This is a genomic window from Yoonia sp., from assembly GCF_965660735.1.
Taxonomy (GTDB): domain Bacteria; phylum Pseudomonadota; class Alphaproteobacteria; order Rhodobacterales; family Rhodobacteraceae; genus Yoonia.
In genome coordinates, this window is record NZ_CBFIBD010000040.1 from 1 (window position 1) to 25677 (window position 25677).

Sequence of the window (25677 nt, forward strand, 5' to 3'; positions counted from 1 at the left end):
CCGTCAGGGGTAAGGGGAAGAAGAACGTCCCCAAGCGGGTTTGTGCAACAAAGCCCTTTCAATATGTATTGTCGTTAAGGAGAATGTGAATGAAAAGTAAAATAGTTGGATTAATCGGTTTTGCTATATTGGCATCCTGCGCTGAGCCAGTTGTTGAATCCCCAGTGGCAACTGGAGGAAGTCGGGCTGATGCTTCCGTCGAAATGTCCTACCAAACTGGTTTGTATCGGCCAGTAACTCCAAATTGGGAGGCTGCACTATCTAGCGCAACACAGCGGTGTCGCGCTTGGGGCTACTCACGTGCAGATGCTTTTGAAGGCACCTCTACTACCTGCAACGTCTACGATGCGTATCTTGGTTGTACACAGTCAACAGTTACACGGACTTATCAGTGTTTGGGGTGAATTAAATGCTTGGCTACAATTTTAGTTCTTTGTAGATTTGAGGGACTAAAGTTCGAGAATTGCACGCTAGAAAGGCCAAATCTCCGATTTGGCAGCGCCCGAACCGCCCCCACGGGGCGGGCGCTTCGCTTCCCGCCCCTCGGTTCGGGCGCGGCATTGACTGCGAAGTCAAGTCATACGATTTGACCCAAATCAAAACACCCCCCACAAAAACCTGCGATAACCCCTCCAACATCATTTGAGGGACCAATCATGCTTCGTCTTGCAGCCATGCTGTTCGCCATCATCGGCACCACACTTGCCGGGTCGTTTATCGTCGCCAGCCTTGTCTTGGGCTATGACACGACACGCCCCATCATCATCGCCGCCGTTCTGGGATTCATCGTGGCCGTTCCGGTGTCTTATCTGGTGGCGCGTGCAATTCTAGGCTCTGACAAACCGCGCCGCGCCGCCTGAGCCGCAACTTTCCCCGATCCGATCCCCATACCTTGCGCGTGACCCGTGCAAACGGCACTCTGCCCCCAAACACCAAAGGGGCAGCGTGATGATTCCAGTGCAAGGATATGCAGGCCAATGCGTGGCCGTGCTGGGGCTTGGCCGGTCAGGCCGGGCGGCGGCGGCGGCTTTGCGGGCCGGCGGCGCCGATGTGGTGGTCTGGGATGACGGGCCGGCGGGCCGCGATGCTGCGCAGGCCGAGGGGCTGGCGCTGCGCGATCTGACCCAGCCGCAAGCCTATGCCGATATTGCCGCCCTGATTGTCAGCCCCGGTATTCCGCATCTTTATCCCGCCCCGCACCCCGCCATAGCCGCCGCATGGGATGCAGGCGTGCCGGTCGACAATGATATCGGGCTGTTTTTTCGGTCTTTCGCAACGTCCGATTGGGACGGGTTCGATGTGACGCCAAGGGTAATCGCGGTCACCGGATCGAATGGCAAATCGACGACAGCCGCGCTGATCCATCATATACTGGTCGAAAACGGGCGCCCGGCGCAACTGGCGGGAAATATCGGGCGCGGCGTGCTGGATATCGCACCCGCCCAAGAGGCCGGGGTGGTCGTGCTGGAACTATCTTCCTACCAGACTGACCTGGCCCGTGCGCTGACCCCTGATGTGGCGGTGTTCACCAACCTGTCCCCGGATCATCTGGACCGCCACGCCGGATTGGGCGGTTATTTCGCGGCCAAGCGCAGGCTGTTCGCCGAAGGCGGGCCGGATCGCGCCGTGATCGGTGTCGATGAGCCCGAAGGGCGCTATCTGGCCAACCAGATGATCGAAGGGGCCGCAGACGACCGTGTGATCCGGATATCGTCTGGTCAAAAGCTGTCAGGAGAGGGGTGGTCGGTTTATGCCCGTAAGGGGTTCTTGTCGGAATATCGCAAGGGCAAGCAGGTCGGCGCGATTGACCTGCGTGCAATCAAGGGATTGCCCGGCATGCACAACCACCAGAATGCATGCGCGGCCTATGCGGCCTGCCGGACGCTGGGCCTTGGCCCGCGCGGGATTGAGACTGCAATGCGCAGCTATCCCGGCCTGCCGCACCGCAGCCAGCTGGTTGCGGAACGCGCAGGCGTGACCTTTGTGAATGACAGCAAGGCCACCAATGTCGATAGCGCGGCCAAGGCTTTGCAGGCCTTCCCAAAGGTCCGCTGGATCTGTGGAGGATTGCAGAAAGACGGTGGCCTGGATGCGCTGCTGCCGCATCTGGACCGTGTCGCCAAGGCCTATGTGATCGGGCGCGAGGCCGCAAGTTTTGCCCGCCAGTTGACCGGCACGGATGCAGAGGTTTGCACGACGATGCAAGTCGCCGTCGCGCGCGCCAGCGCCGATGCACAGCCCGGCGAGGTGGTGTTGCTGGCGCCTGCGGCCGCATCATTTGACCAATACGACAACTTTGAACAGCGCGGTGCGGATTTTGTGGCCTGTGTGGCCGCTGTGGCGTCGCCCGGTTGACCCTGTCGGGGCCACTTCTGGAAACGGAAATTTCACACTTGCGCAATAGTCAGGCCTTTCAAGCAGATTGAAAAGGTATCGCTGCCATGTCCACAGACATTGATCAGGTTCTAAATAAATTCGGACTTGACCGTGCCCGCGTCAAAGATGCGGGCGCGTTTGCCATGCCCATCATGGATACGGTTCTTGATCACTTTTACGATTTTGCGACATCAGACTCGGATACAATGCGGTTTTTCCCACAAAGGGCGGTGATGGATCACGCCAGACGTGAACAAAAACGGCATTGGGAGTTGCTTTTTACAGGTCAGTTCGACAACGCATATCTGGCATCCGCTGATCGGCTCGGACGTGTGCATTTCAAGATCCAGCTTCCGTTCCTGCTCTATCTTTCCGGCTACACGCATGCGACATCGCGCATCCAGACGCTACTGCTGAAAGAAACCCAAGGTGTCCGGGGCCTGACGCAGGCGGGCGGTATCCGGCGGGCGTTGCCGATCCTGACGCGGGCCTTCGGACTGGACATGCATTTCGTAATTGATGCGTATTTCGCCGCGCAGGCGGAAGAGCAGAACATCGCCTTTCAACATATCAAGGACGGCATCGCGCGGATAGCTGCCAAGGATCTGTCGCATCCGATTCCGGACCCAGCACACAGTAATTTCCCTGTCCGCTATGATGATATTCGCGCGTCTTTCAATGTCTTGATGGATGAATTGAAAGAGGTGATTGAGACTATTCAAGAGACAACCGAAGAGCTTGACCGCCGCGCCCAGGAACTGACGGCCGCAGCGCAGGATCTGTCTGGCCGGACAGAGACACAGGCGGCGGCCCTCGAACAGACAGCCGCCGCTGTCGAGGAAATCAACGGCAATGTTCGAACCTCTGTCAGCGCCACGGCAGAAACCGATCAAGTTGTCGCGCAGACCCAGCAGAATGCGCAACGCGGTAACAAGGTCGTGCAGGAAAGTGTGACAATGATGCGTGATATTGCAGCATCTTCGGCGCAGATATCGCAGATCATCACCTTGATCGACGATATCGCCTTTCAGACCAACTTGCTCGCGCTGAACGCAGGGGTCGAGGCCGCCCGCGCGGGTGAGGCCGGGCGCGGCTTTGCCGTTGTTGCATCAGAAGTGCGTGGATTGGCACAGCGGGCGTCAGAGTCAGCAAAGGAAATCGGAGGTTTGATCCAGAATAGTTCCAGTTTGGTCGAAACCGGTGTACAACTGGCCGATCAGGCAGGTGATGCGCTGAATAATATCGTAAACGATGTCGATAGAGCCGCAGTTCTGATGTCGCAAGTAACCAACGCGTCAAAAGAACAGGCCACCGGCCTTGCCGAAATTGCCAGCGGCGTCGCCCAGTTGGACAATGTAACCCAGCACAATGCAGCCATGGCCGAAGAAACCGCAGCCGCCATCGCGTCAATGCAGCATGACACCCGCACACTCGCGGCATTGGTTGACGCGTTTGTTCTTGTGGATGAAGGACAGTCGTGGCCGGCATCCGCAGTTGCCTGACGCGATGTGACCTGACCTTGGGACACCAAGCCGCAGAAAAGATCAAATATCAAAAACGGCGTTTGCCCTCTCACAGACGGGCGGTGACCAATGATGCAAGATGAAGTCTAAACGCCCTCTAAAATCCATCGCCCTTTGAGTGCGACTCTGTTCCCACGGTCAAAGCGGTGCGGTGCCGGCACGCAATGACTTCACATGATGTGTGCCGCCATGAACCGTAACCTTGGGCGGGCTCTCTTGCGATATGTGCGATCATGCAAATGACAAAGTCAGTCCTCGGGCCTGGGAAGGAAGGTTTTTACAAGGATTTTCGCCCTGTTTTCATCAGTGGAACAGTCCATGATCGCACTTGGTGTCTGTCCCGGCCATACGCAGGGCGTTCGGCCTGGATTGAAGTCTGGCATCCCCAGCAGCCAGCAAACCGGTGGATTGGCTGTGATTTGGTCCCCTATCGGGTCTTGTTCGAATGCAATTACAGGCCGTTCAGCGGTTTGGACACCGTTTGAAAAACGACCCTTGCTGCCTTGGGATACATGGGCAACAGAGCACCTGCTTGCACCTCTTTTCCAAGCAGTTGAAAAACAGCTTCTGCCAGTGCAAACCCAAACTTGCGTATCTCATTGATGAACCCTGTCTTTCTGGCCGTGATAGCCACAGCATCGGTTCAGGCGCATTGCGGCGCCTCAGCCGCGAGGTATCCATCTTGTCAGTCGTGCAAAATAGCATCGGCCTTGCGCGATCTGTCATCTTTTCTGTTGAATCGCCTGTCCTGCTGCCCAGCCTGATGACCATGCCCACTGAAAGTTATACCCCCCAAGCCAGCCGGTCACATCGACGCATTCACCGATGAAATACAAGCCGGGGACGGATTTGGCCCCCATCGTCTTGGACGACAGCGCATTGGTGTCCACGCCGCCAAGGGTGACTTCGGCCGTGCGGTATCCTTCGGACCCTGTTGGTGTCAGCGTCCAGGCTTGAAGTTTGCCGCACACGTCTTGCAGCGCGGCATCGCCATGATCGGCGAGATTGCTGGTCAGGTGGAACTGTGCTGCAAGATGATCAACCAACCGTGTCGGCAGGTGTTGGGACAACACAGTCGTAAGCGCCTTGCGACCGGCAGTTTGCCGCTGATCGCGAAGCACGGTGTAAAGGGTGCCATTGGGGTTAAGGTTAATGGTTATCGTCGCACCGTCCTGCCAGTAGGACGAGGCTTGCAGCACGGCCGGACCTGACAGGCCACGGTGGGTGAACAGGATCGCTTCGTCAAAACCGGTACCGCCTGCGGTGACGTGCGCCGGTGCGGCGACCCCGGCAAGTGGCTTGAACCGATCATCTGAAAATGTAAGCGGAACAAGCCCGGGGCGGGGAGCGATCACAGGGATGCCGAATTGCTCTGCGATCCGGTAACCAAGCCCGGTTGCACCCATTTTCGGAATTGATTTACCACCCGATGCGACGACGAGGTTGCTGGCTTGAACACTTTTGCGGGCACCATCATGCGTAATGGACACATGGAAATTGCGACCATCGTGGTTGATGTCACCTACTTCGGCCTGCAGCCAAAGCGCAGCGCCCGCCCTGTCCATTTCCCCCCGCAGCATTGCGGTGACATCACGCGCGGAGGTATCGCAGAACAGTTGCCCAAGCGTTTTTTCATGCCATGCGATGCGGTGCCGGTCCACAAGGCTGATGAAATCCCATTGGGTATACCGCCCCAAGGCGGATTTGCAGAAATGCTTGTTCTGGCTGATGAAATTTGCCGGACTTGCATGCAGGTTCGTGAAATTGCACCGCCCGCCGCCCGAGATGCGGATCTTTTCGCCTGGCGCTTTGGCGTGATCAACAACCAGCACGCCGGGCCCGGCATGGGCGGCTGCCATCATGCCCGCTGCACCGGCGCCGATGATCAGGGTTTCAACATTCATGGGGCTGATGTGGCGCGGAATGCGGTCCGGTGCAAGAGATGCTGACGTCAGATGCCTCCGGCGGGGATATTTATCCGACAAAGAAGCGATGGGTGGGGCACTGATTTTCAGTGGAATCATGCGCCGATGCCGGTTAAGGTAAATTTAGACCCGGAAAACGGGCGGTTGAGGCAGTATGGCGGTGATCCATGACGGAAATGGTCTATGGGACGGTCCCGGTTCAATCCGGTGACCCGGTTCTTCCACGGTGGTGGCGGACAATCGACAAGTGGACGATGTGCTGCATTCTGGTCCTGTTCGGGATCGGCTTGCTGCTGGGCCTTGCGTCATCGCCACCGCTTGCGGCCAAGAACGGTCTGGAGCCGTTTCACTATGTGACCCGGCAGGCGGTCTTTGGCGGGATGGCTATGGTGGTGATGTTCATCATGTCGATGATGTCGCCCACATTGATCCGGCGGTTGGCTGTTTTGGGGTTTCTGGCGGCTTTTGCTGCGCTGGCCATGTTGCCTGTGCTGGGCACCGATTTTGGCAAAGGGGCGACCCGGTGGTATTCGCTGGGGTTTGCATCCCTGCAACCATCCGAGTTTCTGAAACCCGGTTTCATTGTCATGACGGCATGGCTGATGGCGGCGTCACAGCAGTTGGGCGGGCCGCCGGGCAAGATGTGGTCGTTCGTTCTGACCATGGTCATCGTGCTAATGCTGGCGATGCAGCCCGATTTCGGGCAGGCGGCATTGATCCTGTTTGCCTGGGGGGTGATGTATTTCGTGGCCGGTGCGCCGATGCTTTTGTTGATCGTGCTGGCGGGGTTAGTGGTTTTCGCAGGCACCATCGCCTATTCCAATTCGGAACATTTCGCCCGCAGGATCGACGGGTTCCTGTCGCCTGACGTGGACCCCAATACCCAGCTTGGCTATGCCACAAACGCCATCCGCGAGGGCGGATTTTTCGGTGTTGGCGTGGGCGAGGGGCAGGTGAAATGGTCACTGCCTGATGCACATACCGATTTTATCATTGCCGTTGCCGCCGAGGAATACGGACTGATCTGCGTGCTGGTGATCATCGCGCTTTATGCAACTATTGTGGTCAGGTCGCTACTGCGTCTGATGAAGGAACGTGACCCGTTCATCCGGCTTGCGGGCACTGGTCTTGCCTGTGCGTTCGGCGTGCAGGCGATGATCAACATGGGGGTTGCCGTGCGCCTGCTGCCCGCCAAGGGAATGACCTTGCCGTTCGTCAGCTATGGGGGGTCGTCCTTGATTGCGGGGGGCATTGCCGTGGGCATGTTGCTGGCGCTGACGCGCACACGCCCGCAAGGTGAAATGGGTGATATCCTGTTGCGGCGGGCCAACCGGTGACCGCGCCTTTGTTGATCATTGCCGCAGGCGGCACTGGCGGGCACATGTTCCCAGCACAAGCGTTGGCCGAGGCAATGCTGGACAAAGGCTGGCGTGTGCGTTTGTCCACCGATGCGCGCGGCGCGCGGTATACGGGCGGTTTTCCGGATGCCGTCGATGTGCAGGTGGTTGGCAGCGCCACCTTTGCCCGTGGCGGCATACTGGGAAAGCTGGCCGCGCCCTTTCGTATACTTGGGGGGATTGTAGCGGCCAGTTGGCGGATGCTGCGTGACCGGCCCAGCGTTGTGGTTGGCTTTGGCGGCTATCCCGCGATTCCCGCGATGGCGGCTGCCTGGCTTTTGCGCCGCCCGCGGATGATCCATGAACAAAACGGCGTTCTGGGGCGCGTGAATCAACTCTTTGCACGCAGGGTGGATGCGGTGGCATGCGGCACATGGCCCACCGCCCTGCCGAAAGGTCTAGAGGGCCTTCACACCGGCAACCCGGTGCGTGCGGTGATTTTGGAAAAGCACGGCGCGCCGTATATTCCGCCGGGTGATTATCCGATGTCGGTGCTTGTTCTGGGTGGCAGTCAGGGTGCGCGCATCTTGTCCGATATTGTCCCGCCTGCGATCGCGAATTTACCCGAACCCATCCGCCGCAATGTCCGCGTCAGCCATCAGGCCCGCGCAGAGGATGTGGATCGCGTCGCGGATTACTATGCAAGCGAGCTGATCACCGCCGATGTGCAGACATTCTTTGCCGACGTGCCCCAGCGCATGGCCGAGGCGCAGCTGGTGATTTCCAGGTCCGGCGCATCGACGGTGGCGGATGTGAGCGTGATCGGTCGTCCGGCGATCTGGGTGCCGCTGGCCAGTGCGATCCGGGACGAACAGACCGCAAACGCCCGCCAGCTGGTCGAAGCCGGGGCAGCGGTCATGATGCCAGAAAGCACGTTCGAGGTGGCGGCACTGACCCAACAGATGGCAACCGTTCTGTCGGATGAGAGGGGCGCGATGGATATGGCCCATGCGGCACTGGCCTGTGCGGTACCCGATGCGACGGATCGGCTTGTGCAATTGGTGGAAAATCTGGCAGAGGGGCGTGACAAATGATGGATGGGAACCCGGTGATGAATGCAGCAACGAAACTGCCCCTAGATGTGGGCCCGATCCATTTCGTCGGCATCGGCGGCATCGGCATGTCCGGCATCGCCGAGGTCTTGCTGAACCACGGCTACCGCGTGCAGGGGTCAGACCTGAAAGCGACCAGGATCACCGAGCGATTGAAAAAACTGGGCGCCGTGGTGTTTGAGGGACAGCGGGCAGAGAACCTGGAAGGTGCCGCCGTGATCGTGATTTCATCCGCGATCAAATCCGGCAACCCGGAACTGGACGCGGCCCGCGCACAAGGCCTGCCGGTTGTCCGCCGCGCCGAAATGCTGGCCGAACTGATGCGCCTGAAATCCAACGTCGCTGTTGCTGGCACCCACGGCAAGACGACGACCACGACGATGGTTGCGGCCCTGCTGGACGAAGGCGGCATCGACCCGACCGTGATCAATGGCGGGATCATCCATGCCTATGGATCGAACGCCCGGATGGGGCAGGGCGAATGGATGGTGGTCGAGGCAGACGAAAGCGACGGCACCTTCAACCGCCTGCCCGCGACGATTGCGATTGTCACCAACATCGACCCCGAACATATGGACCATTGGGGCACCATCGAAAACCTGCGGCAGGGGTTTTATGAATTCGTCTCCAACATCCCGTTCTATGGGCTGGCCGTCTGCTGCACCGATAATGCCGAAGTTCAGGCGCTGGTGGGCAAGATCACCGACCGCCGCGTGGTGACTTTTGGCATGAACACGCAGGCCGATGTGCGTGCGGTCAACCTGACCTACAAGGCCGGTGTGGCGCATTTTGACGTCGCACTTCAGGCCGAGGACGCAATGATCGAGGGGTGCGAGTTGCCGATGCCGGGGGATCACAACGTGTCCAACGCGCTGTCCGCCGTGGCTGTCGCGCGCCATCTGGGCATGAACAAGGAAGAGATCAGATCGGCGCTGAAAAAGTTCGGCGGCGTGAACCGGCGGTTCACAAAAGTCGGTGAAGTGAACGGTGTGACGGTCATCGACGACTATGGCCACCATCCGGTCGAAATCGCCGCCGTGCTGAAAGCCGCCCGTCAAGCCACCGAAGGCCGCGTGATTGCCGTCCACCAGCCGCACCGCTATTCGCGCCTGTCGCATCATTTTGACGAATTTTGCGCCTGCTTCAACGACGCTGATGTGGTTGGCATCGCCGAGGTCTACGCCGCAGGTGAAGATCCCATCCCTGGTGCCACACGCGACGATCTGGTCGCCGGATTGATACGTCACGGCCACCGCCACGCAAGGGCCGTAACGTCTGAAGATGATCTTGAACGGCTGGTCCGCGAACAGGCCCGTCCTGGGGATATGGTGGTGTGTCTGGGCGCTGGCACGATCAGCACCTGGGCAAACGGATTGCCCGAGCGGTTGACCAAGTGACCCTCTCTGCCGTCATCGGTTGTCTTTGGGTCATCGCCGCCACCGCCACGGCGCTTTTGCCGATGCGGCACCAATACAAACCGGGCGTCACGCTGCTTGTGGCTGCGCCTTTCCTGATTATCTGGATCGGGTATGATTACGGCTGGTTCTTTGGGGTGCTTGGCCTGCTGGCCTTTGCGTCCATGTTCCGGAATCCGTTGATTTATCTCTACCGCCGGGCGCGGGGTGAACGGCCGGAAATTCCAGAATGAACGCGCTTTGGTCAGATCCGCAACTGGCCGGTATCTGTCTGTGGGTGCTGCTGGCCTTTGTGATGGCGGTGATTCCTTCGACTGACAATCACTGGCGTCGCGCATATGTCTTGATGGCGATTGGCGCACCACTGCTGGTTTGGGTCACATGGACGGGCGGCATCTGGTATGGGCTGCTGGGGCTGATCGCGGCGGGGTCGTTTCTGCGCTGGCCGCTGGTCTATCTGTTGCGCTGGATCAGGCGGCAGATGGCGCGCTGATGGCCGGTTTGGGGATCTTGGCAATTATGGCCGGTTGCGCATTGACCGCCTTTGCGCTGCTGCTGCGCTGGGTGCGGGCGGGCGCGTTCGGCCGGGCACTTAGCGTCCTGTCGGTTCTCGGGGCCTGTCTGACGATCCTGATCTATGCCACTGGGCGCCCCTTTGGCATTGATCCTTTGCTTGCGATGGATCTTTCGCTTTTGTGGGTGTTTCCCGCACTTTTGGGCGGCTTGGCAGGGGCGATGCTGGGGTGGTTGCTGCGGCGGCGGGATGATCGTCGGGGGTGATTGGCGGCTTTACACGGGGCGCGTTTTTTGGAATTGCGCGCAGAACAGGTAAGGGAACAAGACCGTGCAGGACCAAGTGATGTTCACTCTGCCGCCCGTGCGCGGCACCTTGACGATACAGCGCCCGCTGGCAGATCTGACGTGGATGCGCGTTGGCGGCCCGGCCGAGGTGTTGTTTCAACCTGCCGATATCGACGATCTGTCCGGCTTTCTTGCGGCACTTGACCCTGTTGTACCGGTTTTCCCGATGGGTGTCGGCAGCAACCTGATCGTGCGTGATGGCGGTATCAGCGGTGTGGTGATCCGGCTGGGGCGGGGGTTTAACGCGATCAGCATAGCGGACGGCGCGGTGTCCGCCGGTGCAGCCGCACTTGATGCCCATGTAGCCCGCAAGGCTGCGGATGCCGGGTTGGACCTGACGTTCCTGCGCACCATTCCCGGCACGATCGGGGGGGCGGTGCGGATGAACGCGGGATGCTATGGCACCTATGTGGAAGATGTGTTGGCATCCGTGACGGTGGTGCAGCGTGACGGCTCCATCACAGAACTGACGCCGGATGATCTGCACCTGGCCTATCGCAGCAGTGTTTTGCCAGAGGCGTCGGTGATCGTTGCTGCCCGTTTCGCGCCACGCGGGGATGATCCGGCGGCGCTTGTCCACCGAATGACCGAACAACTGGCCAAGCGTGATGAAACGCAACCGACGCGTGACCGCACGGCCGGATCGACCTTTCGCAATCCGGCGGGGTATTCATCGACCGGGCGCGCCGACGACACCCATGATCTGAAGGCGTGGAAGGTGATTGATAACGCCGGCATGCGCGGTGCGATGCTGGGAGGCGCTATCATGAACACCAAACATTCGAATTTCCTGACCAATGCGGGCGGGGCCAGTGCTGCTGATCTGGAAGATTTGGGTGAACTGGTGCGGAAAAAGGTTTACGCGTCACAAGGCATTACGCTACACTGGGAAATTATGCGGGTCGGCAAACGAACGGGCGACGACACCGCGAAATAACAGGTCAAAATGGCCAAGGTCCCGGGCAAGGACCACATAATTGACGGGTCAAAATGACCCGCGTTCGAGGCGGTAAGGGTATGTCGAGCAGGGCAAACCCGAAAGTTGTTGTATTGATGGGCGGCCCATCGGCTGAGCGCGAGGTATCGCTTTCGTCGGGCCGTGAATGCGCAGCGGCTTTGCGGGACAGTGGATGTGACGTGATCGAGGTCGATGCAGGCCCCGACGTGGCCGCACGTCTGCTGGAGATCGCGCCTGACGTTGTATTCAATGCATTGCATGGCCGCTGGGGCGAAGACGGTGCCATCCAGGGTGTGCTGGAATGGCTGCGTATTCCCTACACACATTCGGGCATTCTTGCCTCTGCGCTGACGCTGGACAAGCAGCGCACCAAGGAAATCTATCGTGCCGCCGGGCTGCCCGTTGTCAGCAGCGTGATTGCTGCCGCCGATGATGTGCGCCTGACGCATGTCATGGCACCGCCCTATGTGGTCAAACCCAACAACGAAGGATCCAGCGTCGGCATATATATCGTGCATGATGATGCCAACGGTCCGCCACAACTCGCCGTCGACATGCCCGATCAGGTCATGGTCGAGGCGTTTGCGCCGGGGCGCGAGCTGACCACCACCGTGATGGGCGACCGGGCGCTGACGGTGACGGATATCCTGACCGATGGCTGGTATGATTATGACGCCAAATACAAACCTGGCGGGTCACGCCATGTGCTGCCTGCCGAAATCCCTGCACAGATCTTTGATGCCTGTATGGACTACGCGCTGCGCGCGCATCGGGTGCTGGGGTGTCGCGGTATCAGCCGCACCGATTTTCGCTTGGATGAAACCCGTGGTGTGGATGGTCTGATCCTGCTGGAAACGAATACGCAGCCGGGGATGACGCCCACATCGCTTGCGCCGGAACAGGCGGCGCATGTCGGGATCAGCTTTCCCGATTTCTGTCGCTGGCTGGTCGAGGATGCATCATGCGACAGGTGACCGCCCCGCGCAGACCGGTTGCTGCACCACGTGATCCAGCACCATCAAAGCTGGGCTATCGCTATCAGCGGTTGATGCTGACGCCGGGTTTCCGGGTATTCGTGCGGGTTGGCGTGCCGCTGATCCTGATTGCCGTTCTTGCGGGCTCATGGCTGTCCAAGCCGGAAAGCCGCGCCTTGCTGGATACGCAGATCACACAGGCGAAACAGGGTTTTCAGGAGCGTCCGCAATTCATGGTGCAGTCGATGGCGCTGACTGGGGGCGATTCCGCCTTGCGGACAGCTGTCGCAGGGCTTTTGCCAATGGAATTTCCGGTGTCCTCTTTTGATCTGGATCTTGAGGCGATGCGGCAAACGATTGAGGCGCTCGAACCGGTCAGATCGGCCAGTGTCCGCGTGGGGCAGGCGGGCGCGCTGGAAGTTGCGATTACGCCGCGTTTGCCCGCCGCCTTGTGGCGCGATAGCCAGACGCTGCGCTTGATCGATGCGGCGGGCGTGCGGGCGGGAACGGTTGCATCGCGCGGTGACCGCCCCGATCTGCCGCTGATCGCCGGAGACGGCGCCGAACAAAAGATAGACGAGGCCCTGTCGCTGTATGCACGCACGGGACCACTGCGCGACCGGGTGCGCGGGCTGGTACGGATCGGGCAGCGGCGCTGGGACATCATTTTGGATCGCGAACAGCGGATCATGTTGCCCGCCGAAGCCGCCGCCGCCGCGCTTGACCGCGTTATCGCGCTGAATGCGGCACAGGACATGCTGGAACGGGATGTGGCGATTGTGGATATGCGCAACGCCATCCGCCCGACCCTGCGCATGAACGAAGAAGCGGCAGCAGCGTTGCGCCGGGCAAATGAAACAACAACAATTGGGGCAGGAAACTGATGGGCGATCTTTACGACAGCCAGCGCGCGATGCGCCAGATGCGCAAGGCCGCGATGCAGCGCGGCGTGGTGGCCATTCTGGATGTGGGCACATCGAAAATTGCCTGCCTTGTGCTGCGGTTCGATGGGCCGGAACGCATTCGCAACGTAGATGGCGTGGGGTCCATGGCAGGGCAATCGCAGTTTCGGGTGATTGGTGCTGCAACAACCCGGTCACGGGGTGTCCGCTTTGGCGAAGTCGAGGCGATGCAGGAAACCGAACGCGCCATACGCACAGCGGTGCAGGCCGCACAGAAGATGGCGAATGTGCGTGTCGATCACGTGATCGCCTGCCTGTCGGGCGCTCGCCCCCGGTCTTACGGCCTTGATGGATCGCTGGATGTGGCGGGCGGCATGGTGACCGAACAGGACATCAGCCAGGTCATGGCGAATTGCGATGTGCCCGATTATGGCGCCGGTCGCGAGGTGCTGCACGCCCAGCCGGTGAATTTCGCATTGGATCACCGATCTGGTCTGGCGGATCCACGCGGGCAGATCGGCAACCGTCTGACGACTGACATGCACATGTTGACGGTGGATGCGACCGCGATCCAGAACCTGTTCTATTGCATCAAGCGGTGTGATCTGGAACTGGCCGGTCTGGCGTCCTCTGCTTATGTTTCGGGCATGTCATCGCTGGTCGAGGACGAACAGGAACTGGGGGCGGCCTGTATCGACCTTGGCGGCGGGTCCACCGGCATTTCCGTCTTTATGAAAAAACACATGATCTATACCGACGCGGTGCGCATGGGTGGGGATCACGTGACATCTGATATTTCCATGGGGCTGCAAATTCCCACGGCGACCGCTGAACGGATCAAGACATTCTATGGTGGCGTCGTTGCCACCGGCATGGACGACCGCGAAATGATCGGCATTGGCGGCGACACGGGTGATTGGGAACATGATCGCCGGACCGTCAGCCGCGCCGAACTGATCGGTATCATCCGTCCGCGCGTCGAAGAAATCCTGGAAGAAGTGCGCGCCCGACTGGATGCCGCCGGATTCGAGCATTTGCCAAGCCAGCAGATCGTGTTGACGGGGGGCGGCAGCCAGATCCCCGGACTTGACGGACTGGCCAGCAAGATATTGGGCCAGCAAGTGCGGCTAGGCCGCCCGTTGCGGGTGCAAGGCCTGCCGCAAGCGGCGATCGGGCCCGCGTTTTCGTCCGCTGTCGGCTTGACGCTGTTCGCGGCGAACCCGCAGGACGAATGGTGGGATTTCGAAATTCCAGCCGACAGATACCCCGCAAGATCACTGAAGCGGGCCGTGAAATGGTTCAAGGATAACTGGTGATGCGCAACATCTTGCCGATTGGTGGATATCAGGCGGTATGACGCGAAAATTTGTCCATATTTGGTGGCGTTTTTATGTTTTTGTCGTGACCTTTCCGCATCACTCGGTTACGATCGACAGCATAAAGCAGGCAGCGTTCGCTGGGATGGGCGCGAAAATAAACAGGCGGATCATGTTATGACATTAAATCTTTCCCTTCCGGGGCACGACGAATTGAAGCCACGCATCACCGTTTTTGGCGTTGGCGGTGCAGGTGGTAACGCGGTCAACAATATGATCGAAAAGGCGCTGGATGGTGTCGAATTCGTTGTCGCCAACACCGATGCGCAAGCCCTGCAACAGTCGCAGGCCGAGGCAAAAATCCAGATGGGCCTCAAGGTCACCGAAGGTCTGGGTGCGGGTGCCCGCGCAAGCGTCGGCGCCGCCGCAGCCGAGGAAAGCATTGAACAGATCGTCGATCATCTGGCCGGTGCGCATATGTGTTTCATCACCGCTGGCATGGGGGGTGGCACCGGCACCGGCGCCGCGCCGATCATCGCGCAGGCCGCCCGCGAACTGGGCGTTCTGACGGTCGGTGTCGTGACCAAACCTTTCCAGTTTGAGGGCGGCAAGCGCATGAAGCAGGCCGATGCGGGGATCGAAGCCCTGCAAAAGGTTGTCGATACGCTAATCATCATTCCCAACCAGAACCTGTTCCGTCTGGCCAATGAAAACACCACATTTACCGAAGCCTTCGCGCTGGCCGACGATGTGCTTTATCAGGGCGTCAAGGGCGTGACTGACCTGATGGTGCGCCCCGGCCTGATCAACCTTGATTTCGCTGATGTCCGGTCCGTGATGGATGAAATGGGCAAGGCGATGATGGGCACCGGCGAGGCCGAGGGCGAAAACCGCGCCATTCAGGCAGCCGAAAAGGCGATTGCGAATCCCCTGCTGGATGAAATCAGTCTTGAAGGCGCGAAGGGTGTGCTGATCAACATCACCGGCGGTTATGACCTGACACTGTTCGAACTGGACGAGGCCGCGAACAAGATCCGCGAAAAGGTCGATCCAGAGGCCAACATCATCGTGGGGTCCACGCTGGATACCGCCATGGAAGGCCGGATGCGGGTATCTGTCGTTGCGACGGGCATTGATGTTGCGATTAGCAGTGCAGACACCCCGCGCCCCCGCCGCCAGATGGCGGCGCCGCTGGCTCAATCGGTCTCTGCCGAGGAAGCGCCAGTCGAAAAACCGCAGGTCGAAGCGCCTGCAACCGCGGCACGTGCCCCGGAAGAACGCAACTTGTTCGAGGATTTCAGCACTGCCAAGCCCGAAGAGCCTGCAGCCTTTGTGCCACGTCGTGAGGTCGAGGCAGAGCCGAAGCCAACCCGTGCCGCAGATGATCTTCCGCCTCCGGCTTATCCATCGCGTCCATCCCCTGCGATGACCGAAGCCGACAGTTTCGTCGCACCCCGCCCGTCATCGGCACCGGGCACACCAACCCCCGAGGCGATGGCCCGTTTGCAAGCGGCTGTCAGCCGGATGCCCAAGCCGGCTGACCAGTCAGGCGCGCGCGCGCAAGCACCAGCTGAAACCGAAAAATCCCGTTTCGGCATAAATTCGCTTATTAACCGTATGACGGGGGCCCAGTCAGAGACCAGCACGCAGCAGCCTTCGCGCCACCAGCCACAGGTCACGGCGCTGCGGCAAGACGAAGAAGCGGAAGAAGATCAGGAACGCGTCGAGATTCCGGCTTTCTTGCGCCGTCAGGCGAACTGAGCGTACTCTGCACGGTGCAGCTATACTAAAAAGGGCCGCCCAAGGGCGGCCTTTTCGTTTTGGATCACGGTGTTAATGGTCCCGCCCTGATCTTGTCGCTTTGTCGCCCCGGCATGTTTCAGACCGTCGTAAAGAGTGAGTTGAGACTTTGTGGCGGGCAGCTTAATCCGATGTCAGTCAATATAACTGACCCAAAGGGGTGCCCCCGCGTGCAAACCACGCTGAAAACAAACGTGACCTTCGATGGTGTCGGCCTGCATTCCGGTGCGGCCGCGCGTGTCGTGTTGCGCCCCGCGCCTGCTGCACGCGGGATTGTATTTCGGCGCGTGGATCTGGCCGACAAGCCCTTGTTGCCCGCACGGTGGGATCATGTGGTCGTGTCGCCGCTGAACACCCGGCTGACAGATCCGGCGGGCGTGACCGTTTCGACCATCGAGCATCTGATGGCGGCGCTGGCGGGCTGCGGTGTGCATAACGCGCTGATCGACATTGATGGACCAGAGGTGCCGATCCTGGACGGCAGTGCTGCGACCTTTGTGCGCGGCATCGTCGAGGCCGGTCTGACCCGGCATTCTGCACCACTCCGCGCCATTGAGATTCTTCGTGAAGTATGCGTATCGGAAGGTGCTTCGGTGGCCCGCCTGACACCTGCGACAAGCCTGCAAATTGATTTCAGGATCGATTTTTCCGAGCCAGCCATCGGGCGGCAGCACAAGGTGCTGAATATGGCCAACGGCAGCTTTGTGCGTGAACTGTGCGACAGCCGTACGTTTTGCCGCGCGGCCGATGTTGATGCAATGCGCGCCAACGGGCTGGCGCTGGGTGGCACATTCGACAACGCAGTGGTGTTTGACGGCGATCAGGTGCTGACACCCGGCGGGCTGCGCCACGCAGACGAGGCGGTGCGCCACAAGATGCTGGATGCACTGGGTGATCTTTACACGGCCGGCGCGCCTATTCTTGGGCGCTACACCGGTGTCCGGGCCGGTCACGCGATGACGAACCGCTTGTTGCATGCCCTGTTTGATCAGCCTGACGCATGGTGTTGGGTGAATTGCGATGCGACTGTTGCCGCCCGGTTGCCCGGCGTTGGTGTCAGTGTTGCTGACCTGCACGCCGTCGCCTGAACGCCCTTGTGCAGACACTTGATCGTGCCAGATCGCAAAAGGCATTTTGCCCCCGATTTTTCTATGCTAGATGAATGACCTGAACGTGGGTCACTGGCCCGTCAAGCAAGCATCACCTGTGGGGACATCAATCATGTTGGGCAGTCATGACATCAAAGCCCACCGACCTGCGCGCTGGTGCGCTGTCTTGGCTTTTGCTTTGATGACGGCCTGCGCCGGGGCAGGCGATTCTGTCGATATGGAAAGCCTGACCGCGCAACAGATCTTTGAGCGGGGTGAAAGGCAGATTGAACAGGGCCAGCCCGACGATGCCGCCCTGACATTTGGCGAGATCGAGCGCCTTTATCCCTATTCCGAATTTGCGCAACGCGCGCTGATCATGCAGGCCTTCGCCTATCACCGGGATCAGGATTACCCTAACAGCCGGGCAGCGGCGCAGCGGTATCTGGATTTTTATCCAGCCGAGCAAGACGCGGCCTATGCTGCCTATCTTGTTGCGCTGTCCTATTACGATCAAATCGACGAAGTGGGGCGCGATCAGGGCCTGACCATTCAGGCGCTGGGTGCATTGCGCAATGTCTTTGAACGGTTTCCCGACAGTCAATACGCACGCACAGCAAAGCTGAAATTCGATCTGGCCTTTGACCATTTGGCCGCCAAAGAGATGGAGATCGGGCGGTATTATCTGAAGCGCGGGCACTATGGGGCCGCTGCGAACCGGTTCCGAATCGTGGTCGAGGATTTCCAGACGACCACCCATACGGCAGAGGCGCTGCATCGTCTGGTGGAATGCTACCTGTCGTTGGGGTTGGTCGAAGAGGCGCAGACCGCCGGGGCAATCCTTGGGTACAACTATCGGTCCAGCGAGTGGTATCAGTCCAGCTATGCCTTGCTGACGGGACAGGGTCTTGCTGCAGATGCGGCGGGCGATAATTGGCTGGCATCGATTTACCGGCAGGTGGTGCGCGGTGAATGGCTCTGATCAAGGCGCTATGAAACCCGGCGGGCAGGTCTAATATGCTACGGGGTCTGGACATCCGCGATATGCTGATCATCGAACGGCTGGAACTTGTGTTCCAGCCGGGTCTGAATGTGCTGACGGGTGAAACCGGCGCAGGCAAATCCATTTTGCTGGATGCCTTGGGCTTTGTTCTTGGGTGGCGGGGACGTGCGGAACTGGTGCGCCAGGGCGCTGATCAAGGGGAAGTAACGGCGTGGTTCGATCTGCCGCAAGGGCACCCCGCCCATGCCATCTTGGCCGAGGCCGGGATCACGCCGGAAGATGATTTGATTCTGCGTCGCGTCAACACCCGTGATGGCCGCAAGACCGCTTGGGTGAATGATCGCCGCGTGAGCGGTGAAGTCTTGCGCGCGTTGTCAGAGACACTGGTGGAATTGCACGGCCAGCATGATGATCGCGGCCTTTTGAACCCGCGCGGGCACAGGCAAATGCTTGACAGTTATGCGAATGCCGATGCCGCTTTGGCAAAAACCCGTGCGGCTTGGCGCAGATTGCATGACACACGCACTGCATTGACCCGGGCAGAGGCCCGGATCGCAGAGGTGCGCAGCGAAGAAGAGTATTTGCGCCACGCCGTCGCCGAACTGGATGCGCTGGGCCCCGAACCCGGGGAAGAGGCCACGTTAGACACGCAACGCCGCCTGATGCAGGCGGCCGCCCGCATTCGCTCTGATATTGGCAAGGCAGGCGAGGCGCTGGGCCTGAACGGGGCCGAAGGGTTGGTCAATGACGCGTCACGCTGGCTGCAAGGTGCGGCGGACCAAGCCGAAGGGCAGTTGGACGCGCCGCTTGCGGCACTTGAACAGGTCATGCTCGCACTGGATGACGCGCAGCAGGGGGTTGCGACTTGCCTTGATGCGCTGGCTTTCAATGCGTCTGATCTTGAAGACATCGAAGAACGTCTGTTTGCAATTCGGGGGCTGGCCCGCAAACATGGGGTTCTAGCTGACGATCTGGGTGGTTTTGCCGATGACTTGCGGGCGCGGTTGGCAGTGCTGGATGCGGGGGCGGACGATCTGCAAAATTTGCAGTCCGATCTGGATGCAGCGCAGTTGCAATATGATGCCGCCGCTGACAGCCTTTCGGAGCAACGACAGGCGGCGGCGGGGGCGTTGGATGCTGCAATGGCCGCAGAACTGGCCCCGCTGAAAATGGAGCGGGCAGTTTTTGCGACGACGATCCACCCAGGAGACGCGGGCCCCGAAGGCCGTGATGCGGTGGCATTTACCGTTGCCACGAATCCTGGCGCCCCGTCCGGGCCGTTGAACAAGATCGCATCAGGTGGCGAACTCAGCCGGTTCCTACTTGCGCTCAAGGTATGCCTGACCCAGTCCACAAGCGGGCTGACGATGATTTTCGACGAAATAGATCGGGGGGTTGGGGGCGCCACGGCGGATGCAGTGGGGCGCAGGCTGAAAACCCTGGCCCAGGACGGGCAGGTACTGGTCGTGACCCATTCCCCGCAGGTCGCCGCCCTTGGCGGGCATCATTGGCGCGTGCAAAAGCACCAGGACACCGATGTCACGCTTTCAACCGTTATGGCGCTTGGTCACGCCGAAAGAGTCGACGAAATTGCCCGAATGCTGTCGGGCGACACAATTACGGATGCGGCACGCGAAGCGGCCAAAGAGTTGATCAAGCAATAAAAAGGAGGCGACGCAAACCCGTGCAGAGCAGACTGCATAGGCTCACATCACCTCCGATACTCACACGTTACCGAACCCACTCACTATTTCCTGCACGCTTTGGCCACTCACATCCATCGCGCACTTAGTGTCTGAAAGGACCGGGTTAGCAAAAAAACCCGATCCGTAACAATGGGAGCATCATCATTGACACGATGCCAGTCCCGGTTACTCGTTACACCCTCAAGATATCGCTACCTTGACGGTCAATAATTACCAGTCGCGATACATTTGAATCAACCTGTACCAAAGTATGTCAGTATTTCTGACCTACAACCCAAAGTGGCAGAGGGAAATGCGTGCTTAAAGCGTTGAGAAGTCAGTGACTTGCCCTGTTTTTGCGGATTTCGCAACAATAATGGGTGAATTAAGAGATTGCTCTTCAATTCCGGATATCTGCCACTTGATATCGCGGCCGTTTCGACGCGGCGCCTGTCAATGCCATTTCACGGGCAAAATATCGCAAAGGTTGTGGATTTCAGCCTGACTTGCGCTGGACTGAATCACCCCGCCGCCCGTTGGGGCTTGTGGGCCGGGCCGCGCCGCGCACCGGATTTCCCCACTTTTCAGCGGTGATCAATGCGTCACATCCGGTTTGGATGCCCCCGAACCAGATTCTTTAAAAGCGGACTTGGACAGCGGCGGCTGATCTTCTAGAACTGACGGTGCGTTTGCCTTTTGGCAGGTCGTTTTTCATGTCAGCCGATTTTGGCAATGACCGTTGGTGAGCCGCTGACAGTTGGCAACAAGGGCCTTACTGATGAGCAAACCGTTGAAATCCATGATTGGACAGGGCGCATCAGAGATGCGGGCCGCTTGCGGTAATGTGCTGCGTGTCATGAAAACGCGCGGTCCCAGCCAGATACAGTTCTGGTTCATCGCACTTGCCATCGGAATTGCGGCAGGAACGGCGGCGCTGCTGTTTCGGCTGGGGATCACTGCGATTCAATCAACGCTCTATGGCACGGACGATCCGGCCCGGCTGGCCAGTTTTGCCGCCGGCCTTGTGTGGTATCAGATCTTGCTCATTCCGATTTGCGGCGGGCTGGTTGTTGGGCTCATCCTGCACCGTGGCACGGACGATGGTCGCGTCCGGTCGGTTGCCGATGTGATCGAAAGCGCCGCTCTCTACGAAGGGCGGGTCGAGGTCAGGCGCGGCCTTGCGTCGGCGCTTGCGTCACTGATCACGCTGTCCACAGGTGGATCCAGCGGGCGGGAAGGGCCCGTCGTGCATTTGGCGGCCGTGATTTCAACGGGTGTTTGCCGGCTGATCAAGGCAAACGGGATCACGGGGCGCGATCTTTTGGGGTGTGCTGTTGCGGCTGCCGTTTCAGCCAGCTTTAACGCGCCGATTGCCGGGGCGCTGTTCGCGCTCGAGGTAATCTTGCGGCATTTTGCGGTTCATGCCTTTGCGCCGATCGTGATTGCATCTGTTGCGGGCACCGTGATCAACCGGCTTGCGTTTGGCGATGTGACCGAATTTGTCCTGCCGGGACAGAATGCGCTGGCTTTTTATGTCGAACTGCCCGCGTTCCTGTTGTTGGGATTAATGTGCGGGCTGGTTGCGGTCATTCTGATGAAAGCGGTCTTTTGGGCCGAGAATGTGGCAAGCTATCTTCAAGATCTCACCGGTCTGCCACGCTATCTGCGCCCTGCGGTCGCGGGCGCAATGTTGGGGGCGCTTGCAATCTGGTGGCCGCATATCATCGGCGTCGGCTATGAAACGACATCTGCCGCGCTGACCGGTAGCCTGCTCTTTCACGAAGCGGTCGTTTTTGTCATCCTCAAGGTTATCGCCGTGGCCATCACGATGGGCGGACGCATGGGGGGCGGGGTCTTTTCGCCATCGCTGATGGTGGGGGCGTTGACAGGGCTGGCTTTTGGTCTCATCGCAACCGCGATCTTTCCGAACGTATCGGGCGAGGGGACGCTTTATGCGCTGGCGGGCATGGGGGCTGTTGCGGCTGCCGTCTTGGGCGCGCCGATATCAACCACCCTGATCGTATTCGAGCTGACGGGTGACTGGCAAACCGGGCTGGCCGTCATGGTGTCTGTGTCACTTTCGACGGCATTGTCATCACGACTGGTGGATCGGTCGTTCTTTCTGACCCAGTTGGAACGGCGAGGCGTGCACCTTGCGGCCGGGCCGCAAGCGTATCTGCTGTCCACATTCAAGGTGGCGAACATCATGAGGCCCAAAGATACTCCTCGTGCGGCCCCCGAGGAAAACTGCTGGGAACTGATCCGCGATGGGGTTTATATCGACGGAAACGCAACGCTTGAACAAGCGATGCCGATGTTCGAACAATCAGGCCAGCCATTCGTGCCGGTCGTTACGTTGGGTGGGGAAGACAGCCCGCCGGAATTGTGGGGTGCGCTGTTTCAGGTTGACGCGCTCAAGGCGATGAACCGTGCATTGGCCGAAACCGCAGCCGAGGAACATTCCTGATTCCGACCGTCAATTTCGGCAAGACGGGGGGCAGCCCACCGCACACCCATGCGATCCTGCGGCAGATCACGGGCAGCCTGATTGCGTTAATGCCGGTTGCGGCGGCCCATCCATCTGAACAGCAGGTCGAGCGCATAAGACATCAGAATGACCCACAAAAAGCCCATAACCGCAGCGACCGTCCAAAGCGCCATGAAGACTATGAACCAAGACGTCGCAAGAAATGCGCCCGTATAATTTTCGACCCGGCCTTTTGGTTGGTAGGACATTCTATGACTTTCCCGCCCTCTGCGTGAGAGTGTAGTGCAAGTTTGTCCGGCGTCACCTGTGTTTATGCAATCAGTCCGTCACGCCGATGCCGCCGATGTCCTCGTCACGCAGCAGATCAACATAGCCGCCTGTTACCGCAGTGCCGGGCTGTGATGGATCGTCGGTGACAGCAAAAAGCGCGTTCAGGTCAAAATTCCCTGTTTCGCCCATCATCGCATCGGGCAGGCGGCCCGTGTATCTGCTGACGAACTGGCCAAGAAAGTAACGGCGTGCTTCCTCTGCGGTCAGCCCCAGATCCTGGGATGAATGGCTGAAACGGGTGGCCAGATTGCGTGCCTCGTCAACCTTTCGCTTGATGGTCGCCCGGTCGCCGGTCAATTCAAGCGCGCTGATTTCACTGATGCCGGTGATGATCTTGCCAGCATAGAAATCCAACCGGCGCTTATCCTGAGCGGTCAAGGTGTCCAGATCAATCAGGTAAGCGGGCGCTTTCGTCAGACCGACCTGAGTAATGACATGGTCTGCCGCAGCCAAGGTGACCTGAGGTGCAAGCACCAATCCCAGGATGGCCGCAAGGCGTGGAGCGGTTTTCAGCATGGCTGCTGTTCTCCTCTGTCCTTATTGTGATGGGATTTCTACGGTCAACCCGACCGTAAGCCATCCCTGCATGCCACCCCGATAATACCGGATCTTGTCGCCGGGATAGCCAATGCTCATCAAGTTTTCAATCGCCCGATGCGATTGTCCGCACCACTGGCCGTTACAGAATATGACAAGTTCGCGGGCGTTGGAAAGATCCCAAACGCCTACATCTGATTGCAGCCCGCCCAAGGCCTGTAGCACGGGGACCAGAAACGGGTTCTCTTCCGGGTTTTCGAACATGGTAAAGGACAGGTTGATTGCGCCTGGAATCGTGCCACGCTGGTACCATTCGCTCAGCCGGGCATCAATGATCACACCGGTGCCGTTGGTGACCTGTTCTTGCATGAATTCAAGCACTTCAAGTTCACCAACCGTCGTGACGCCTTCGCCACCAGACATCGGTTGGATACAGAACGGCGGACACTGCCGGGACGTCATGGTAAAGAAATCGGGAATTCGTGCTTCGGGATCCTGATCACGTTCGATCACAATGAATTCGCGTCCCGTGTCAAATTCGACGTAAGGCAGATCCGGTGAAATGAACACATCCTGCGCGCTTGCTGGCGCGATTGTCAGGAATATCATGCCGCATGCCACAAGGACATTTCCAAGCCCTTGTCTTAACCGAAATGCCTTTGATTTTGTGGGATTGTATTGGGTATTTGTCGGAGACATTTCTTGACACCTATCTTGTTGTCACCTCTGGATATCAGTCGATATCCCATTCAACTTAGGGTAAAGCGTCGCGCAACGCTAAGGCGCAAGAAAGGCAATTTGGTGTCAATAACAGATCATGTCTTGTCGACTGGACCGGATGTAGCGGCAGGCATGATTACACGCCGCTACATCCGGCAAGACGGGCCTAGCCCAGTTCGCGCAGACGGGCGATGGCGGCCTGTAATTGCGCCTCTTCGTTTTCGCGCAAGCCGAGGTTTTCGCGGGCTTCGGCCACCACATCGTCGGGGGCCGAAGCCACGAAATTAGGGTTGTTGAGCCGCCCGCGCAGGCCACCCAATTCCTTGCCCAGCTTTTGCAGTGTCTTTTCCAGGCGCGCGATTTCTTCGGGTACGTCGATCAGATCGGCGAGCGGCAGACCGAATGTGCCGCCTTCCATCGGGATTGTGACGCAGCCTTTGGGGAATTCATCCACATGGGTCAGGCTGTCGATGCGGGCAAGGCGCTGGATCAGCACATGGTTGGTGTCCCATGCGGCCTGTCCGCGCGCATCCAGACCCATGACGACCAGCGGCACCTTGGCCCCGGCCGGAACGTGCGCCTGTGCGCGGGCGGACCGCGTGTTATCGATCAGGTCGATCACCCAGTTCATTTCGCGGTCGGCATCTGCATCCACCAGATCGCGTGTGTATGTAGGCCAGTCGGCGTGGGCCAGCATCTTGGCGCGGCTGTCGGCCAGGCCCCATAGCTCTTCGGTGATGAACGGCATGATCGGGTGCAGCAGGATCAGGCATTGGTCCAGCACCCAGCGCAGGGTCTGTTCGGTCTCAAGCCTTGCGGTCGCGTCGTTGCCTTGCAGGATGGGTTTGGAAAATTCCAGATACCAGTCGCAGACCTTGCCCCATGTGAACGCATAGAGCGCGTTCGCGGCGTCGTTGAAACGGTAGGAGTCTAGTGCCGCGTCCACGTCCTCGCGCACCTTCGCCGTCTCGCCAATGATCCATTTGTTCAGGGTCTGCGTCGCTTGCGGCATGACGGCATCGCCGGGGTAGGGGATCTCGTAGTGTTCGGCAAAACTGAAGGCGTTCCACAGTTTCGTGCCAAAATTGCGATAGCCCTTGATCCGGTCCTCGCTGATTTTCAGCACGCCGCCGAGCGCTGCCATCTGCGCGTTGGAAAACCGCAGCGCGTCGGCGCCGTAAAGGTCGATCATATCCAGCGGGTCGATGACGTTGCCCTTGGTCTTGGACATCTTTTCGCCCTTGGCGTCGCGGACAAGCTGGTGCAGGTAGACCGTGTGGAACGGTTCGCGGTCCATGATCGCCTCGGACATCATCATCATGCGTGC

Annotated in this window: 24 protein-coding genes; 19 read left to right on the plus strand and 5 right to left on the minus strand. The window is 59.3% G+C overall.

Annotation, left to right across the window (positions count from 1 at the left end):
• Positions 1-89: 89 nt before the first annotated feature.
• From yecR to ACTG4B_RS12970, 4 genes are all read left to right on the plus strand, one after another.
• The gene (gene yecR / locus ACTG4B_RS12955) at positions 90-404 is read left to right on the plus strand and encodes a YecR family lipoprotein (RefSeq protein WP_439156120.1); all 315 of its coding nucleotides are present in this window, start codon (positions 90-92) and stop codon (positions 402-404) included.
• A gap of 252 nt (positions 405-656) precedes the next feature.
• Positions 657-860: a CTP synthetase gene (locus ACTG4B_RS12960; protein ID WP_439156121.1), complete on the plus strand. Its 204-nt coding sequence runs from the start codon at positions 657-659 to the stop codon at positions 858-860.
• Positions 861-948: 88 nt separating this feature from the next.
• The gene (gene murD / locus ACTG4B_RS12965) at positions 949-2355 is read left to right on the plus strand and encodes a UDP-N-acetylmuramoyl-L-alanine--D-glutamate ligase (protein ID WP_439156122.1); all 1407 of its coding nucleotides are present in this window, start codon (positions 949-951) and stop codon (positions 2353-2355) included.
• An 86-nt stretch (positions 2356-2441) separates the two neighbouring features.
• Positions 2442-3878, plus strand: a complete 1437-nt coding sequence (locus tag ACTG4B_RS12970) for a methyl-accepting chemotaxis protein (protein WP_439156123.1) — start codon at positions 2442-2444, stop codon at positions 3876-3878.
• Positions 3879-4621: 743 nt separating this feature from the next.
• On the opposite strand, the gene ACTG4B_RS12975 is transcribed toward ACTG4B_RS12970, so the two are convergent.
• Entirely contained in the window at positions 4622-5803 is a 1182-nt protein-coding gene (locus ACTG4B_RS12975; RefSeq protein WP_439156124.1) for an NAD(P)/FAD-dependent oxidoreductase, read from the minus strand.
• A 188-nt stretch (positions 5804-5991) separates the two neighbouring features.
• Between ACTG4B_RS12975 and ftsW the strand changes: the two genes are divergently transcribed.
• From ftsW to ACTG4B_RS13050, 15 genes are all read left to right on the plus strand, one after another.
• A complete protein-coding gene (gene ftsW, locus ACTG4B_RS12980) occupies positions 5992-7161 on the plus strand; it encodes a putative lipid II flippase FtsW (RefSeq protein WP_439156125.1) in 1170 nt (389 codons plus the stop codon).
• The gene (locus ACTG4B_RS12985) at positions 7158-8255 is read left to right on the plus strand and encodes a UDP-N-acetylglucosamine--N-acetylmuramyl-(pentapeptide) pyrophosphoryl-undecaprenol N-acetylglucosamine transferase (RefSeq protein WP_439156126.1); all 1098 of its coding nucleotides are present in this window, start codon (positions 7158-7160) and stop codon (positions 8253-8255) included. Before ftsW ends, ACTG4B_RS12985 begins: the two co-directional genes overlap by 4 nt.
• A gap of 17 nt (positions 8256-8272) precedes the next feature.
• On the plus strand, positions 8273-9670 hold the full coding sequence (gene murC / locus ACTG4B_RS12990; RefSeq protein WP_439156143.1) for a UDP-N-acetylmuramate--L-alanine ligase: 1398 nt from the start codon (positions 8273-8275) through the stop codon (positions 9668-9670).
• Positions 9667-9921 (plus strand): DUF2484 family protein, encoded by a 255-nt coding sequence (locus ACTG4B_RS12995; protein WP_439156127.1) that lies wholly within the window; start codon positions 9667-9669, stop codon positions 9919-9921. The genes murC and ACTG4B_RS12995 overlap by 4 nt, the downstream gene beginning before the upstream one ends.
• Positions 9918-10181, plus strand: coding sequence for a DUF2484 family protein (locus ACTG4B_RS13000; protein WP_439156128.1), 264 nt, complete (start codon positions 9918-9920; stop codon positions 10179-10181). The genes ACTG4B_RS12995 and ACTG4B_RS13000 overlap by 4 nt, the downstream gene beginning before the upstream one ends.
• Positions 10181-10468, plus strand: a complete 288-nt coding sequence (locus ACTG4B_RS13005; protein ID WP_439156129.1) for a UDP-N-acetylmuramate--alanine ligase — start codon at positions 10181-10183, stop codon at positions 10466-10468. The genes ACTG4B_RS13000 and ACTG4B_RS13005 overlap by 1 nt, the downstream gene beginning before the upstream one ends.
• A gap of 79 nt (positions 10469-10547) precedes the next feature.
• Complete coding sequence (murB, locus tag ACTG4B_RS13010; RefSeq protein WP_439156130.1) at positions 10548-11486, plus strand: UDP-N-acetylmuramate dehydrogenase; 939 nt, start codon at positions 10548-10550, stop codon at positions 11484-11486.
• An 80-nt stretch (positions 11487-11566) separates the two neighbouring features.
• Positions 11567-12481 (plus strand): D-alanine--D-alanine ligase, encoded by a 915-nt coding sequence (locus ACTG4B_RS13015; RefSeq protein WP_439156131.1) that lies wholly within the window; start codon positions 11567-11569, stop codon positions 12479-12481.
• Complete coding sequence (locus ACTG4B_RS13020) at positions 12469-13365, plus strand: cell division protein FtsQ/DivIB (protein WP_439156132.1); 897 nt, start codon at positions 12469-12471, stop codon at positions 13363-13365. The genes ACTG4B_RS13015 and ACTG4B_RS13020 overlap by 13 nt, the downstream gene beginning before the upstream one ends.
• Positions 13365-14699, plus strand: a complete 1335-nt coding sequence (ftsA, locus tag ACTG4B_RS13025; RefSeq protein WP_439156133.1) for a cell division protein FtsA — start codon at positions 13365-13367, stop codon at positions 14697-14699. Before ACTG4B_RS13020 ends, ftsA begins: the two co-directional genes overlap by 1 nt.
• Positions 14700-14876: 177 nt before the next feature.
• Entirely contained in the window at positions 14877-16460 is a 1584-nt protein-coding gene (gene ftsZ, locus ACTG4B_RS13030; RefSeq protein ID WP_439156134.1) for a cell division protein FtsZ, read from the plus strand.
• Positions 16461-16669: 209 nt separating this feature from the next.
• Positions 16670-17587, plus strand: coding sequence for a UDP-3-O-acyl-N-acetylglucosamine deacetylase (gene lpxC / locus ACTG4B_RS13035; protein WP_439156135.1), 918 nt, complete (start codon positions 16670-16672; stop codon positions 17585-17587).
• A 133-nt stretch (positions 17588-17720) separates the two neighbouring features.
• Entirely contained in the window at positions 17721-18569 is an 849-nt protein-coding gene (locus tag ACTG4B_RS13040) for an outer membrane protein assembly factor BamD (protein WP_439156136.1), read from the plus strand.
• 35 nt (positions 18570-18604) lie between these two features.
• On the plus strand, positions 18605-20254 hold the full coding sequence (gene recN, locus ACTG4B_RS13045) for a DNA repair protein RecN (RefSeq protein WP_439156137.1): 1650 nt from the start codon (positions 18605-18607) through the stop codon (positions 20252-20254).
• 799 nt (positions 20255-21053) lie between these two features.
• Complete coding sequence (locus tag ACTG4B_RS13050) at positions 21054-22742, plus strand: chloride channel protein (protein WP_439156138.1); 1689 nt, start codon at positions 21054-21056, stop codon at positions 22740-22742.
• Positions 22743-22828: 86 nt separating this feature from the next.
• Here the strand turns inward: ACTG4B_RS13050 and ACTG4B_RS13055 are convergent, their stop codons facing one another.
• The 4 genes from ACTG4B_RS13055 to ACTG4B_RS13070 all read right to left on the minus strand — a co-directional run.
• Entirely contained in the window at positions 22829-23011 is a 183-nt protein-coding gene (locus ACTG4B_RS13055) for a hypothetical protein (protein WP_439156139.1), read from the minus strand.
• A 70-nt stretch (positions 23012-23081) separates the two neighbouring features.
• Positions 23082-23609, minus strand: coding sequence for a hypothetical protein (locus ACTG4B_RS13060; RefSeq protein WP_439156140.1), 528 nt, complete (start codon positions 23607-23609; stop codon positions 23082-23084).
• A gap of 21 nt (positions 23610-23630) precedes the next feature.
• Positions 23631-24239 (minus strand): rhodanese-like domain-containing protein, encoded by a 609-nt coding sequence (locus ACTG4B_RS13065; protein WP_439156141.1) that lies wholly within the window; start codon positions 24237-24239, stop codon positions 23631-23633.
• 277 nt (positions 24240-24516) lie between these two features.
• The coding region (locus ACTG4B_RS13070; RefSeq protein ID WP_439156142.1) for a class I tRNA ligase family protein at positions 24517-25677 on the minus strand (1161 nt) is incomplete at its 5' end.